This window comes from Metabacillus sp. 84 (genome assembly GCF_050107715.1).
In the GTDB taxonomy this organism is placed as follows: Bacteria; Bacillota; Bacilli; order Bacillales; family Bacillaceae; genus Metabacillus_B.
Genome location: NZ_JBNILN010000001.1, coordinates 236,396 through 251,784 on the forward strand (window position 1 = coordinate 236,396; position 15,389 = coordinate 251,784).

The 15,389-nt window shown below is 44.0% G+C and carries 14 protein-coding genes; 2 read left to right on the top strand and 12 right to left on the bottom strand.

Annotated features, from left to right (window positions below):
• Positions 1-294: 294 nt before the first annotated feature.
• From ACQCV8_RS01265 to pgsB, 5 genes are read right to left on the bottom strand one after another with little or no spacing between them, the layout of a single operon-like run.
• A complete protein-coding gene (locus tag ACQCV8_RS01265; protein WP_426842727.1) occupies positions 295-543 on the bottom strand; it encodes a hypothetical protein in 249 nt (82 codons plus the stop codon).
• 18 nt (positions 544-561) lie between these two features.
• Positions 562-2,154: a gamma-glutamyltransferase family protein gene (locus ACQCV8_RS01270; protein ID WP_426842728.1), complete on the bottom strand. Its 1,593-nt coding sequence runs from the start codon at positions 2,152-2,154 to the stop codon at positions 562-564.
• 13 nt (positions 2,155-2,167) lie between these two features.
• Positions 2,168-3,325 carry a CapA family protein gene (locus ACQCV8_RS01275; protein WP_426842729.1) on the bottom strand — a complete coding sequence of 386 codons (1,158 nt, stop codon included), beginning with the start codon at positions 3,323-3,325 and terminating at the stop codon, positions 2,168-2,170.
• Positions 3,326-3,338: 13 nt separating this feature from the next.
• Positions 3,339-3,788 carry a poly-gamma-glutamate biosynthesis protein PgsC gene (pgsC, locus tag ACQCV8_RS01280; protein ID WP_426842730.1) on the bottom strand — a complete coding sequence of 150 codons (450 nt, stop codon included), beginning with the start codon at positions 3,786-3,788 and terminating at the stop codon, positions 3,339-3,341.
• An 11-nt stretch (positions 3,789-3,799) separates the two neighbouring features.
• Positions 3,800-4,981 (bottom strand): poly-gamma-glutamate synthase PgsB, encoded by a 1,182-nt coding sequence (gene pgsB / locus ACQCV8_RS01285; protein ID WP_426842731.1) that lies wholly within the window; start codon positions 4,979-4,981, stop codon positions 3,800-3,802.
• A 498-nt stretch (positions 4,982-5,479) separates the two neighbouring features.
• On the opposite strand from pgsB, the gene ACQCV8_RS01290 reads away from it, so the two are divergent.
• A complete protein-coding gene (locus ACQCV8_RS01290; protein WP_426842732.1) occupies positions 5,480-5,665 on the top strand; it encodes a hypothetical protein in 186 nt (61 codons plus the stop codon).
• A 311-nt stretch (positions 5,666-5,976) separates the two neighbouring features.
• On the opposite strand, the gene ACQCV8_RS01295 is transcribed toward ACQCV8_RS01290, so the two are convergent.
• Both ACQCV8_RS01295 and ACQCV8_RS01300 read right to left on the bottom strand, forming a co-directional pair.
• Positions 5,977-6,972, bottom strand: coding sequence for a class I SAM-dependent methyltransferase (locus ACQCV8_RS01295; RefSeq protein WP_426842733.1), 996 nt, complete (start codon positions 6,970-6,972; stop codon positions 5,977-5,979).
• Entirely contained in the window at positions 6,962-8,293 is a 1,332-nt protein-coding gene (locus ACQCV8_RS01300; RefSeq protein ID WP_426842734.1) for an FAD-dependent oxidoreductase, read from the bottom strand. The genes ACQCV8_RS01295 and ACQCV8_RS01300 overlap by 11 nt, the downstream gene beginning before the upstream one ends.
• 87 nt (positions 8,294-8,380) lie before the next feature.
• Between ACQCV8_RS01300 and ACQCV8_RS01305 the strand changes: the two genes are divergently transcribed.
• A complete protein-coding gene (locus tag ACQCV8_RS01305; RefSeq protein WP_426842735.1) occupies positions 8,381-9,415 on the top strand; it encodes an STAS domain-containing protein in 1,035 nt (344 codons plus the stop codon).
• A 38-nt stretch (positions 9,416-9,453) separates the two neighbouring features.
• Here ACQCV8_RS01305 and ACQCV8_RS01310 read toward each other — a convergent pair whose 3' ends face one another.
• From ACQCV8_RS01310 to ACQCV8_RS01330, 5 genes are all read right to left on the bottom strand, one after another.
• On the bottom strand, positions 9,454-9,654 hold the full coding sequence (locus tag ACQCV8_RS01310) for a hypothetical protein (RefSeq protein WP_426842736.1): 201 nt from the start codon (positions 9,652-9,654) through the stop codon (positions 9,454-9,456).
• Between the two features lie 726 nt (positions 9,655-10,380).
• Entirely contained in the window at positions 10,381-11,184 is an 804-nt protein-coding gene (locus tag ACQCV8_RS01315) for a YusW family protein (protein WP_426842737.1), read from the bottom strand.
• A 69-nt stretch (positions 11,185-11,253) separates the two neighbouring features.
• On the bottom strand, positions 11,254-12,603 hold the full coding sequence (locus ACQCV8_RS01320) for a UDP-glucose dehydrogenase family protein (protein WP_426842738.1): 1,350 nt from the start codon (positions 12,601-12,603) through the stop codon (positions 11,254-11,256).
• A gap of 78 nt (positions 12,604-12,681) precedes the next feature.
• The gene (gene galU, locus ACQCV8_RS01325) at positions 12,682-13,575 is read right to left on the bottom strand and encodes a UTP--glucose-1-phosphate uridylyltransferase GalU (RefSeq protein ID WP_426842739.1); all 894 of its coding nucleotides are present in this window, start codon (positions 13,573-13,575) and stop codon (positions 12,682-12,684) included.
• 42 nt (positions 13,576-13,617) lie between these two features.
• Positions 13,618-14,973 carry a glycosyltransferase family 2 protein gene (locus tag ACQCV8_RS01330; RefSeq protein WP_426842740.1) on the bottom strand — a complete coding sequence of 452 codons (1,356 nt, stop codon included), beginning with the start codon at positions 14,971-14,973 and terminating at the stop codon, positions 13,618-13,620.
• Between the last annotated feature and the right edge of the window lie 416 nt (positions 14,974-15,389).

Genomic DNA, 15,389 nt, shown 5'->3' on the forward strand with positions numbered 1-15,389 from the left:
AGACCCCCCGCATCTCACAAAAAAACGCACAAATTTATACATTTTTTCATGAAAATGAAATTTTTCGTTACAAAACTATTATAAATCTTATCTGAATAGATTAAATAGTCCGAAAATTCTATTTTGTAAAAGGTTCATTTCAGGGCTATTTAACTATGTTTTTCGTCATACTATGATGCTGTGCAACAGAACTGGCTAAATTCAGGCTTTCATTTCTTATTATTAGACATGGTTAAAATAGATTTTGAGAATAATATAAAAGCCCGGGGAATAGCCCCGGGCTTGGTCATATTATTATTCTGCAGATGCTGGCTTTGGAACTTGCTGCGTCTCTTCAGGCGCCGTTTTGTCCGCTGCTTTCTTCTTTTCCTTTGCTGCCTGCTGTTTTGCTTCTGCCTGCTGCCGGGCTGCAACCTTCTGCATTTCCTCTGCGACAGCTGTCTTCTCAACCGGTTCCATCACTTCCGTATGCTTAAAACCGATCATTAGAGCCAAGATTCCCATAACTGCAAAAGTAGACCAGATTCCTTTCAATACTTTCATTCCGATTCCTCCTGTAGATTATTTGGATGAACTCCACGTGCCTGTTCTCCTTGGATCAGCTGCGCCGGACACCTTTTGGCTTTTCTTATCTATAGTCAAGGCCATAACGCCTCCATAATAAAAAGGTGATTTCTTCACCCGGACATCATAGCCGCGATCTTCAAGCTTGTCCCGGACGTTTTCCGGATAACCCGGTTCCATCGTAATCTCGTTATCTTCAATATAAAAACGCCGTTCGTTTATAGCTGCCTGCCATGATGAATCAAAATATTCTCTTTGAATCAATACCTGTGCAAGAACCGTTGGAATCCTCTTTCCTCCAGGTGTTCCGATGCCGACGATTTCTTCATCATTTTCGAGAATGACAGGGGATGTATAATTGTTAGGGCGTTTTCCCGGCTCAAGCCGGTTCACTGAGTCCTTCTCATCGCTAAAGTTGCTTAGCGAATTGTTCATAAAAACGCCGTTTACTTGTTTTTTTGAACCAAAAAACTCCCCGAGCGTATTTGTGACCGAAATCATTGTACCTTCTTTATCTTTAATCACAAAATGAGTGGTATTGTCATGGTCCTCTTCGTCTGCTTCTGAATTATTCACTTCGATATCGAAAGATGCTTTATCAAAATCCATATCATCTGCCATGTTTTTCAGATGCTCATCCGATAATAGCCGGTCAGCATCCACTTCCCCGAATGCCGGATCTTGGATCTCTGTAATGCGTTCATGATACGAATGCTTCGTAAACTCTCCTATTAAATGAGTAGAATTGGTCACTTTATTGGATTGAAATTCTCCTTTATACAAATCAGCCAGTCTTGCGATTTGCAGAAGAGAAATCCCTCCAGCCGGCGGAGGAGATGTCATGATCCTGTACTCTCCAAATTTTCCTTCCAGCGGTATTTCTTCTTTTACTTCATAATCCTCTAAGTCCTCTGCAGTTACGCTGTCCATTTCCTTCGTAAAGGCATCTCCCAATTCTCCCTCATAAAACCCTTTGCTCCCGTGATTCTGAATTCGCTTTAGTGTTTCAGCAAGCTCCCGCTGTTTGATGACTTCATTTTTCTTTACAGCCTTTCCGTCAGGGTAAAAAGCTTCGGGCAGCTGTCCGTCAAATTGATCCTCCGCATCGATCAGCCGCTGAGAGAGAAATTCGTCAGCTTTAAACCCTTTGGAAGCATAGTGAATGGCCGGGTTAAGAAGCTGATCCATCTCCATCTTCCCCTGCTCCCTGTGAGCATGCTCAAGTCCTTTTATAAATCCGGGAACCGCGATTTGATCCTTTGAATCTTTCCCATCCTTTGGGGCGGAATTTTTGTAATCATATACCTTTTTCAAGTTCTTTTCAGGATTATAAACGATCATCATCCCGCCGCCACCGGGACCAGAGCCATAGGGCTCTGTAACACCAAGCACATAAGAAACCGCCACCGCAGCATCCATCGCATTTCCGCCGCTGTTCATCACTTCCATGCCTGCCTTTACAGCCAGCGGATGGTTGGCACTGACAGCCGCTTCTCCTTCAAATGATTTCTTTAGCAGTCCGGATTGTGCAACGAGCAAAATGACAATGAGCAGGATTGCCAGTGCTGTCCAGAGCCTTTTCTTTCTCATTTGCATCCCTGCTTTAATCGAGTTTATTTGAGAAGTCTTTTTCAAAGACCAGCTTCCCGTCCTCTTCATGCCAGTCCAGATTGTGAGAATCCTTCGTAAGCTGAGCTTTCATTTTTTTCATTTGAAGCTGATTCATCTCACGGATCGGAGCAGGCTGAGCTCCTTTAATTTCCAGAGGCGTCAGTTCAAATCTTGCTTTTCCGTCCTCCATCAGCCTCATTTGGGCAATGGCGCTCTCCCTCGTTCTCGTCCATCCCTGGTCAAAGATAAAGTTTCCGAGGCTATAGAAAATGACACTGTCCTTATACACCTCGACAGGAGAGAGGACATGCGGGTGGTGGCCGATGACCACATCAGCTCCTGCATCCGCGAGCGCTTTAGCCAGATCTTTTTGCCGGGGATGGGGATCCGTATCATACTCCTGTCCCCAATGCGCATGAACAAATACAAAATCGGCATTTTTCTTGGCTTCTGCAATCATGGGAACAAAGTTATCCGGCTCCATAGCCAGGACTCCGCTGTTGTATTCGGTCGCATTTGAACCTTCAGCGTAGACATCTGTAAAACCCAGGGTCGCTACTTTCAAGCCGTTGTAGTTTTCGTAATGGATGGATTTTTTGGCATCCTTTAAGTTTGATCCTGCTCCAACAGCCCCGATCCCATGTTCTTTAAGTGTCTCTTTCGTATCATATAAGCCTTGTACGTTGTAATCCATCGCATGGGTGTTCGCTAAGCTGACAGCTGTAAAATTCATGTTTTGGAGAGTCCTGGCTGTCTGTTTATCCGTCTTAAGCTGAATATGCTTTGATTCATTTTTCGGGAGTTTCTCATCCAGGACAATGGGATGGTCAAAGTTTGCTGTGATGTAGTCAGAATTCTGCAGCAGCGGCTTCACATGCTGAAACAAATAATCCTGGCCTTTCACTTCGGTAACTTTTTCCACATTCCGGCCCATCATGACGTCTCCCATGAACGAAGCTGTAAATACCTCATCTTCATATTGCGTTACCGCCGGAGCCGGGGGCCTCTCAGCGAAAGAGAACCCGAACATAACTGCAGCGGCAACTACAAGCCCTATTACAGCGTGGGTCTTTGAGTTCCGGCGGTTCTTTTTAATAAACCGCAAGAGCTTTTCTTCAAAATTCAGCTCTTTTCCTGGTGGCTTGCTCACATTTCAACCCCCTTTATATAATGTAGTAAAGTGTCATCAGCAGGAATGTAGCACCGCTCAGCAGCAGCGTACTGCCAATTGTAAGGGCCATTCCCTGCTTCTGCATCGTATTGGCAATCAAGCCGGGCACAATGATGCCGATCCCCCTGAATTCAAATATTTCAAAGGGAAGAATCGGATAAGTATAATCAAAAGCGAGCTTTAAAAGAATCCCTACCGTAAGCATCGCCGCAAATTTTCTTCTCCCATAAAGAATCACGACTTTCGCAATGCCATAGGTAACAATTAGATAAGTAAGCAAACTGATAAAAAAGACAACAGCCAGGAAAACAGGCTGGTCAAAAACGAGAGCCAGGTAGCCGGGTACAATCAATCCGGCGGGTATGATCCCCGTTTTTTCAGTAAACAGCAAGCTTAGCAGTACCCCCAATACGAGGGCTATGTATAAATCAGAACCGAACAATGACTCTCCTCCTAACTGACAATCTGCTTTATTTTATACTCTTCTAATTGTTCGATAAGCGGTGTTGCAGCACCGTGAATATTTCCTACTCCATATATTGCCCGCCCACTCATCATCGGCTCGAGCACAGCCAAAATCTCATTAGTGGAATAGCCTTCAAGATTGTGAAAATTGCCGGCAGGAATGTTACCGGCTTGATAGGAATCTTCTATCGGCTGCGTTGTATCTCCAATGATGACTACGTCTCCGGCTGGAATAAACGGCAGGACATCGTGCGCGAATTGTATGGTCCGGTCTACGCGGTCATGCCGGCAATTCATAATAACCACAGCATTTTCTGTTGGATAGCCAAGATCTTCCACTCTTTTCCAAATGTTAATGGTAGAAGAAGCATCATTCGCTGCAAATCCATTAACAAAGAAGCCTGGATTCGCTGCATCTGCTAAAGGGAGGATTTTCATTGCCCCCGGATCGGGTGGAGCATTGAGCATGCCTCTGAATGCTGTTTTCTCATCAATTCCCAATGCGTCCGCTACTGCGAGTGCCAGAGAGGCATTATCAGGAAAAACCATATATTCAAAGCTTTTTAAAAATTGCTCGGAAATTCTGGTATTGTCACATACAATCAATGTCGAGTTACGCTTCTCTGCTTCTTTCCGGTAATAATCAATATAAGGGCTCTCATTTACGATGACATGCCCGTTATGCGGAATGGTTGCGACAAACGCTTCAGCCACTTCATCAAGCGTCGGTCCCATGACATCCATATGATCTTCCAGTACGTTGACGATAAGACCGATATTTGCCTGCAGCATATCCTCCTGAAAAATAACCTGGTAATCAGGATTAACTGCCATACACTCGCTGACGAGTGCTTCAGCCTTCAGATCGTAAACTTCGTGAATGACACGTTTTTGTTCCCCAATGTTCGGGCCTTCCGGTCTCCTGACGATTGGCTTTTCTTCTCTCGTGTTCCAGTACATCATCCTTGCATCGGTACCAGTCGTTTTGCCGACCGTCTTGTATCCGGCTTCTTTGACAACACCGTAGATCAGTCTGGTTACCGTTGATTTGCCGCGGATTCCATTAATATTAATCCGGACCGGAATGGAATCAATCCGCTTTTGGTGGCGGCGCTTTTCAATCATTCCCAGCAGCAGAACGAAAACAGCGGCCGCTAAAATGACCCACACGTAACCTCATCTCCTCTTAACGTTTTCATCAGCACTTTTTAATTAACCCATGTCTACTGTATGGATTTAGCGGCAGGAATAACAGATGATAAAAGTTACAAGTCCTTTTTCTGTTTCTTTCGCCGAACCATGTGCTTCGGCTCAATTATTTAGATTTTTCTAACATTTAAAGCGCTCCAGGAATTACGATTTCCATCCATCCCCCCCTTTGAATAGGAGTTTTGAAGATTTTCTGCCCCTTCAACTTCTTCTATTTTTTTCCTTCATTGAAAGCACAAGGATATCTCTAGATCTTTTCTCACTTTGTAAAGGAATGTAAAAATTTGCAGATCGGGACGAAATGAGCGCTCTCAATATGGAAGGGTTTACATACAGACTAAAACCAATCAATGTAGTTCCTTTTACTTGAGGTGCCCCTCCATTGTGTCTATGAAAAGGAATGAACAGGAGTCTAATTTCCTCTGATATGTTAAGGGATTAAAAAAGGGATAGGAAAGAATGAATACGGCCATTTGTAAGCTTAAAGAATATTTTCGGATGGATAAAGCCGCCGTTTCAGGTACAAAAAAACCCAGGATTGCTCTGCACACACCAGCAGGCATTCGTGGGGTGATACTACAATCTTGGAAGGTGCTTTTTATTCTTTCAAAAATACTTTTGAGCCGACAGCCTGCGAATGGATAAAAGCTGATTCCCGCCCTGTTGCTTTCCATGCCGTTCAGTCTGGTTTTGTTTTGTCCTGACCCAATCACCACAGCGCTGCGTCCCAATCGCCTGTACCGAAGAGCAGCACTCTGGCAGCCTTTCTTTCAGAATAAGAAAACTTCGCCTTCATGGAGAGACTCGCAAGACCGGGAATCCAGTCTTCTTTTAGAAACTCACTCCACCGATCAGGCCAGCCCTTTTAGCCCCGCTTCTTTTTAGGCCTGCTTGGCACTATTTCCTTTCAATAATTCCGATGCTCGTTTCAGGCACCCTGGTTGTCTGCAAAATGCTTAATCACCGTGTTTTTGCATACAGACGGCGAACCATCCTCCTTCTTTTACGACAGGACGGACCGAGGACACATTCATGCCAGCCTCGGCTGCCATCTCTTTCATGTCTTTTTCAGAGGGAATGGGGTGAAGATTCTCAAATGCTGAGAAGAAGCTGTTAAAGGCACTGGAAAATTGTTTCCCGTATTTCGCATGGCTCATCGGAGTAATGATTGCCATTCCGCCTCCCTCTTCAAGCCAGCTCGCCGCTTTTTTCAGCAGCAGGCTCCGCCTTTCCTGCGGAACATAATGAAGAAGATTATTAAAGAGGACCAAATCTTTTTTGGAAGGATTCTCCCATTCAAACGCATCCTTGCATTCAATATGCAGGTCCGGGTAATCCCGGCACCTCGTTCTTGCTTCATTTGCCACTCCTTCATTCAATTCAATTCCTGTCAGCTTTAGTGCGGGAAAATCTCTTGCAAGTCTTTTTAAATAACCGGCATGGCCACAGCCGACATCAAGGATGCTTTTTGCTCCCGTTTTCCTGACAAGATGATGAATTGCCGGATATGCCACCTGCTCCAGAATGGAGGAGGTTTGAGCCACTACTTCCCCGTGCTGCTCATGATCGAAGGTCTTTTTTTCTTCACTTCTCATGATCGCAGGATAGCTGAGCAATGCAGGGATATGAAGCTCCATCATTTCTTTAAGTATGACCCCGGTCGATAAGGGGTTTTTCTTCGCAGAAGGAAGCATAAAGCTTCTGGAAGTTCTAAATCTTCCTTTAGAGGCTTTTCTCATATACCGGATCGAGAGTCCGACTTCCATCCAGCGCTCCAGCAGATCTTTCTGCAAAGAATGCTGCCGGGCGACTTCTGCAATTGTCTTCGGTTTGCGAAAGTACTCATAAAGATCCAGCTCGTACCCGATATAAGCGTGCCACGTATAAAGAAACGGCATGTTTCGCTTCATCCAGCCTTTAGCCTTAAGCACTCTCACATAATCATTCAGCACCGTGCTTTCCTCCCCGTGTTCTCCAAGGATAGTCCAAATCCTGATGGAACATGTATTTTTTTTGAAGATGGGCTGGATCCGAAGAAGATCTGGCTGGAAATAACCCAATCTGAATCATGCGGTCAAGAGCATTTTCCCGCCAAATTCCAAGCCCGGAAACATTCAGCATCTGCTTCGTATGAAGCCAGTCATCCTTAGTGGTTTGGATAATGCCTTTTTTTCTAAAGGCAGGGAAATACGTAAGCGGCTTCGAATAAGTGAGCGCTGAAAAATGGCTTAAGTTCAGCACGTGACTCGTTCTCGGCTTTCTCACCCTTTCATACCACTTCAAGCATTCTGGTATTGTATTCCCAGTAGAGTACATCCAGCACAGGAGCTCACCTAAAATATCTCCGTCCTGGATAGCCAGATTCATCCCCTCTCCTGCCATCGGATGCACACTGTGAGCCGCATCTCCAACAAGTGCGATTCTTCCCTCTACATATCGGCTTGCATGATACCTTACAGGAATCATCAGCTGGATTTCACGCCATCCCTTAATCTCATCCACGTACCCATCCAATTCAGGACATAGCTCTTTATAGCATTGGTGAAAATACCCAATCCCTTTATCCTTCATTTCCTTATAGCTGCCTGCCGGAATCAGGTAGACCGTCCTGACACGCTGGCCGGGGAGAGGAAAGAGGCCAAGGAAGCCTTTAGAAAAAGAGATCATCTTTCCTTCGTTTAAATGAGCAGGTCTTCCAAAAGAGACCGTCAGAAAATGGTGGTCATACGTCTGTTCCTTTATCTCTGTCTTCATCGAATCTCTCGTTTTGGATCTCCGTCCCTCCGCCCCAATAATAAAGTCCGCTTCAATCGTCTTTTCTTTCCCTTCGTAACTGACTGCCGCTTTATGCTGATCCGTAAATCCTCTGAATCTTGCAGGCTGCAGATAATGAAAAGCAGGGTAGGCTTCTGCTGCATGTAAAAGGATTTCCTTCAATGTTTCATGCGGAATCATGAGTGAGTACGAAAACACGCTCTCTACCATTCCATAATCCATACTCGCATGGCCGATTTCCTCGTACAGCTGCCCTCTCTTTTTCATTTCATGTATATCAATACGGTGGATGCGATGACCGCAGGATTCTACTTTTCCGATTAAACCGAGGGCCTTGAAAATTTCCAGGCTTTTCGGCTGAAGGAGCTCCCCTTTGTACAGATGAGTCCCGCTTTTCGCCTGTTCTGCCACGGTCACATCAATGCCGCACATGGCGAGTTTTAAAGCAACCGTCAGGCCTCCGACACCTCCGCCAATAACGAGCACACTTGTCCTCAATTGCCCACCTCCTATATGATTTTTTTCAGCCAATTGACAGAATATGTAGTATGATAGTAGAAGGGATTAACTGAAAGGTTGTGTACGATGGAAAACGAAATTAAATCCTTCACGGACAACACCATTAAGGTTGGCGGCTTGGAGTTCAGCTGGAATCTTGATGAGGGTGTTTTTAAATATGAGAAAGATGATGCGGTCCTTTTTTGGATCGATTCTGCGATGAGAATTCTTTTTGATACGATCGAAGAGATTTCCGGCGACAAAGCCGCCTCCGTTGTTCTGGAAACGGCCGGTTTCAGACAGGGAATAATAGTAGGAGACTATTTTAAAAGCCAACGCCTTACATTGAATGAAGTAGCAGCTGTTCTTCCCAACACGTATGCTTCCGCCGGATGGGGTAAAATGGAGATTTCCCAGGTCAATCATGCCCGGAAAACCGCCATTATCCAAGTAAAAGACAGCTGGGAATTTAAAATAAACCGCGCTCAGGGAAAAACAAACCGGGGAACGTTCATCCCAGGACATTTTGCAGGAATCCTGACAGGTTTGTTTGGTGTTAATATCTGGTATAAGGTCATAAAGAGCCAGATTGAGGGTGATGCTTATTGCGAATTTGAATATTTCCCTTCCGCCACAACAGTTCAGCAGAATATTCATGAATATGCACGACAGGAACAATCTGACCAAATCAGAAAGCTTGAGCATTTAGTGGAAGAACGCACCCATGACCTGAACATACTGATCAGAGAAATTTCCTCTCCGATCATACCCGTACTTGAAGGCATCGTTGTCGTTCCTCTTATAGGGAAATACGATGAACAGCGCTCTTACGACCTTGTACAGCGCACCCTTCAGAACCTTCCTGCCCAAAAAGCTCAATATATGGTCCTGGATCTGACGGCAATGAGCGAAGACGTTACAAAAGGAACCGTTGAGTTTATCGATAAGCTTGCAACATCCGCATCGTTAATCGGCATAAAAACGGTTTTGGTCGGGATTTCACCTGATTTTGCGATTTCGATTGCTAAATCAGAATACAACCTGTCAGCTTTCCATTGCTTCAGTACTTTGCAGCACGGTATATACTTTGCTCTGTCCGAACAGGGACGGCACATTATTTAAGCCAGATTTCATTGCCTTCTGAATCATTCAGAAGGCTTTTATCTGTTTGTTTTAATGTGCTCGCATTCGTAATCCCCAAGCTCAAACCGGTCAAGCATTTGCTTGTACGCTGCGATTTTCCCCTCCAATCTGGCTCTGTCTGTGTCTCCCCAATCCTTTGAGCCAAGCTCTTCACATAATTCCTCTGCTGTTGTTTTTAAATAGGTTGCAATCGCAGATTCGTTAAACGTATTCACCATGGTTGTTCCTCCTCCCTGTATTATTCTGGATAATACCCTATAGATAACGCTTTCAAAACGTGGAACCTTCATCATAAGCGGTTGGAAGCATGGCTTTCCTGATCCTAAGGGGAGTTTGCATGACGTTCTGGATAGTGGGGGGAGGAAAATACTAGATTCCGCTGAGTGATCTAAACGAGGCTGACTTAGCATGAGCACTGCAGACCAAACATGAATTGCCCCACCTTGTCGAATCCTCCCGAAAAGTCGATATCCGCCTCGTTTCGGTCGATATAATCAAAAAATAGCCGATATATCGGAAATATGGTCGATATATCCTAAAAATGGTCGATATATTCCAAAAATATCCGATATATCCCAAAAAAACGCCGATTCCGGGTGCCGCCTTGTCCAAGTTCTCCCTTGTTTTATCCCATTGACTGATTTGCCCTTGAAAAATTGTGCTCCCCTCCGCAAATAGGATCCAAGTTCTCCCCTGTTTTATCCCGCCGCCTGCCTCACAACGCCCCACACAAATCCTAAGTCTTCCTTTTGATTTCATTTCAATCAATTTACATGTCCAAACCCGGCAGCCGTTCCTAAAAAAGCCCAATATGTTAAATCGATCTGTTTCACCCACAGCCGTATAGCCGCCCGGCCTATCCGTTATCTAACCCTCTCACCCGTTGAGCCACTTTAAAACCAAAAAAAAACCGCCCCACACTTAATCCGGGGCGGTTCGTTCACTTATCTCTCGAAGCTGATGTTGGCTTTTGAGTTGTTTTCAAACTGAGATTGCACTTCGACTTTTGTGATATCTGTTACTTTCAAGCCCAGTGTTTTGGAAAGCTGATCAAGGTAGCCGTTCCAGGTTGCGTCTTTTTCTGGAATGATGCTGTCTTTTATTCTTAGTGCTTCAAGCAGGGCATAGAAACCTTTGTATGTTTTCTTGCCGGCAGCGGTATTCTTTTCGATTACTGTTTTGATGCTATCGCCGCTTGTCAGGTAAGTTACATGATAGTAGTAGCCGTTTTTATCTTCTACCTTCATGTAAAGTCTGCTAATGCTGTACGGGCTGATTACAGCTGATTTTTCACCTTTTTTAAAGGAGAAGTCAACGCCGGCCATGTTGTTAAAGCCAATGGATACGTTCGCACGGGTAACATCGGAAGGTTTTACACCTAAGGCATTGGATAAGCGCTTAATCACTTCTTCTTTGCTCAGCTTAAGAGAAAGGTCAAGGTCTTTAACAAATTGGACAACTTTCTTATTTGCTTCTTCTCCTGTTACTGCGACGGTCTCTTTTCCGCTTTCTTTCTTAATGGCAACATTTACTTTGCCATTTTCTTCTGAGTAGCTGACCCTGTACTTTGCGTCTTTGAGCATCACTGTGCCTTTGAACGTATCAACGGTTTTCCAGATGGAGTTCACATCAATTTTCTTAGCTTGTTCAATTGCACTTTGCGGAACCTTGATTTCCGCAGCTGAAGCCGGAGCTGCTGCGCTGACAGCTACTGCTGCCGCCAATACTGCTGAAGCGATTTTCTTCATTCCTTGCACCCTCTCAAATTTAGTTACATGGATGCCAACACCTAAGCTGTAAGTTTAGTAATCTATTGGTTAAAAGGAAGCAGCAAGAATCGATTCCTGCTCTTTTTCACCCGCAGGCAGGACAGCTTCGCGTCCAATGGAGATGTATTCTACATGAAGTTTTTGCGCTTCTTCTGCTGAGTAGCAGTTGCGGCCGTCAAATACAATTGGTTCTTCCATGAAAAGGCCTGACATGAGAAGGGCTTTTTCAACAATCTCTTTCCAGTCAGTCAGGATAAAGACTGCGTCTGCTTCTTTAATGGCATCTTCAATTTGCTCTGCATAGATGACTTCTTCAGGAAGGATTTTTTTTGCATTTTCAACAGCGATCGGATCGTAGCCGACGACTTCAGCACCTTCTTCGACAAGCTGCTGTGAAACAACGATAGAAGCAGCTTCACGCATATCGTCTGTTTCCGGCTTGAAAGCAAGTCCCAGGAGGGCAATGCGTTTGCCTTCAAGAGAACCAAGGCGCTCTTTTGCTTTATTAACCAGACGTGTTTTCTGGGTTTCGTTAATTTGAATAACCGACTTCAGCAGGTGAAAATCATGTCCGTGATCCTGGGAGATTTTCACAAGTGCATGGGTATCCTTTGGAAAACAAGAGCCTCCATAGCCAATGCCCGCATTAAGGAATTGTCTGCCGATTCGAGCATCCTGGCCCATGCCCTCAGCCACTTCGCTTACATTTGCTCCTACTTTTTCGGAAAGATTCGCAATTTCGTTGATAAAGGAAATTTTTGTAGCAAGAAAAGCATTTGCTGCATATTTAATCATTTCCGCACTGCTGATGGTCGTTTTTAAGATTGGCAGGCCGAATGGCTTGTTGATTTCTTCAATAATGTTTGCCGCTTCTGCATTGTCAGCACCAATTACAATGCGGTCACCGTTAAAGGAATCGTGAACAGCAGATCCTTCTCTTAGAAATTCAGGATTGGATACAGCTTCTACGAGGTAATTGTCCTGCAGGTTCGCCATAACCAATTCGCGCACTTTGTAGTTCGTGCCGAGCGGGACGGTACTCTTTGTAACAACGGTCACGTCTCTAGTGATATTCTGGCCGATATCTCTTGCAGCTTTGAAAATATAAGATAGGTTAGCAGATCCATCTTCAGCTTGCGGAGTACCCACCGCAATATACACAACGTCTTTATCTTTAAGGCCGATGATATGGCTGTCTGTAAATTTCAGGCGCCCTGCTTCGGTGTTTTTCACCATCAGCTCTTCAAGGCCTGGTTCATAAATAGGAGAGATTCCCTTTTTCAACATTTCTACTTTATCAGAGTTGATGTCAAGGCATGTTACGTCATGTCCAATTTCAGAAAGGCAGACCCCGGTAACCAGACCTACATAACCCGTTCCGATAATGGCAATATTCATATGATTTCCTCCTCCTATGCTTTACAGCGGGACATGCTTGTCCCAGCTGTCCATTGGATAGCTGGGACAAATGCACGTTTATGACAAAGTAATTTCTTTTTCTTTCACAAGGCTGCTTAAATATTCATGAACATGGTCTCCAAGATCGCCGCGTTCCAGAGCAAAATCAATCGTTGCTTTTACAAATCCGAACTTATCTCCCACATCATATCGTTTGCCTGCAAAATTATACGCGAGAACAGTCTGTGTTTCATTCAGAATTTTGATAGCATCTGTCAGCTGAATCTCGTTTCCGGAACCGGGAGGCAGTGTTTCAAGAATGCTGAAAATTTCAGGTGTCAAAATGTACCGCCCCATGATGGCATAGTTGGAAGGCGCATCTTCTGCAGCAGGCTTCTCTACTACGGATGAGAGGGATAATACACCATCTTCCAGTGTATGATTCTCAAGTGGGGCAATAATGCCGTATTTTGAAACATCTTTATGCTCTACTTCCTGTACACCCAGAATAGAAGATTCATATTTATCATACACGCTGATCAGCTGCTGCAGGCAGGGAGTTTCGGATTTAACGATATCGTCGCCAAGCAATACAGCAAAAGGTTCATTTCCGATAAAGCTTTCAGCACAGTGAATCGCATGGCCAAGTCCGCGAGGCTCCTTTTGGCGCACGTAATGGATGTTTGCCATGTTCGAAATGGACTGGATTTCTTCGAGTCTATCGAATTTCCCTTTTTTGTAGAGCGTTTCCTCAAGCTCATAGGACTTGTCGAAATGATCCTCAATGGCGCGTTTACCGCGTCCGCTAATGACGAGAATATCTTCAATCCCCGATTTAATGGCCTCTTCTACGATATACTGGATCGTCGGTTTATCTACAATCGGCAGCATTTCCTTCGGCTGAGCCTTCGTAGCTGGAAGGAAACGGGTGCCTAATCCGGCTGCTGGAATAATCGCTTTACGTACTTTCATTAAAACCTCTCCATTCACATGAAATTTCTCTCTATGTTTTGCTTAGCCGCGTGTACCCCAAGCAGTTGAGCGAATAGTCAGAAGCGCCCAGAAGCGAAGCGGGCAAAGCAGAATTAGGAAAAGCAAACCATATAATGGTGCGAGCAAGAATGTAAACGGCCTCTTATAGGCATAAAAAACGTTACGGGCGTATGCCGATATAATAACGTAAGCCAGGTAGTAGATGAGCAAGATCCAGCCCATTGTTGTCGTCGTAAAGTAGATGGCAAGAATAAGTGAAATACCGAATGCAATCCAAAGGAACATTTCAAGCATGACCCATACAAAAACGTTCGGCTTTGTAAAACCAATTTTCAATGCAACAAGACTCTCACGGAAAAATGATTTATTCCAGCGTGATTGCTGCTTAAGCAGTGTGCGCAAATCTGTTGGAGCATCTGTAATACAGCGGGCAGTCGATTGATAAAGTGTCTTTCCTTCACGAATCGCATAGTTTGTCAGGCAGCGGTCATCACCAAGCTGAACCTGCTGTCCAAGGAACATTTGGTTTCCGTAGTGATCCAGGTTTTTCATGACTACTTCGCGTCTGTATGCACTTAATGGTCCGCTGCATACCAGAACATTATTTGTAACCGAGTGAGCAGCACGCTCTACACGGAAGGCATTGTCGTAACGCATATCAATAAGACGGGTAAGGACATTATCAGTGCGGTTTCGGATATTTACGTGGCCTGTTGTAGCTGATACTTCCGGATTGTTAAATGGTTTTAGCAATTCACGGACAGCGTTTGGAAATACAGTACAGTCTGAATCTACTGTAATAAATACATCTCCAGTTGCTTTTTCGAAAGCCCAGATTTGCGCATGGCGTTTCCCTTTATTTTGAGGAAGGCGATGAACAATCAAATTCGGCATTTTGTAGTTGCCTTTAGCCAGCTCAGCGGCTGTTTCACCAATACCTGACATAAGGTTTTCTTTAAGTTTTAAAGTCGCCTCATAACCAGAAATGTCCTTGCTTCCATCATCAATCAGGAAAATTTCATGAATTGGATAATCCTGCTTCAGAATACTTTCAATGGTGCCAAGCACAGAATCGGGTGATTCATTATAGGAAGGTATAACGACTGATACCTTTAAATCAGGCGGATCCATCATGACTTCCTGGTATTTGAAGGAAAGAAGCATTTTCCCTAATAGGTAGGCAATCATAACAGAACCATAAAGACCGATTGTTAAATTCAACTTATCAGATGCAGTCCAGTTTACATAAAAAAGGGCTGCTACTGTGATCACGAACAAAGAAATAACGAAAGTTTTTTCCCTCGTTGATAATTTCTTTTGTGTGTTCATTTCCTGCGAGCTGTTTACCGCAGACAGATCCTGTTCAACTTTAGCCATACTCGTTCTCCTCTCAAATTGATATTAGTCCCGTTCTTTCGCTTTAAGGCGGTTCGTACCGGAACTTTCATCTCGTTCAGAGTAAGAAATTTTCTGAAAGCATTCAATCTGCCGTTTTGCCCGTGACTTTATTCATCCTTGTTTTGAAGAAAACGGGAAAAATGGGTTAACTGCAAGCTTGTAAGCGTTATCTATTTCACATTATCATTTTCTTCACTTTGTAACATTTATGTAATATAAAAATCACTGTATACGTAAGGGTTTGTAAAAACCTATATTCAACATACAAGATTAAACATTAAATTCGTTGTAATTTTTGTAATAAATTTGTAATGAAAAAACACCACAAATTTCGACTTTTTTTGAAAATCCGTGAACTTTTAAAAAATTCGATGATAAATCAAGTTTTGTTAAGA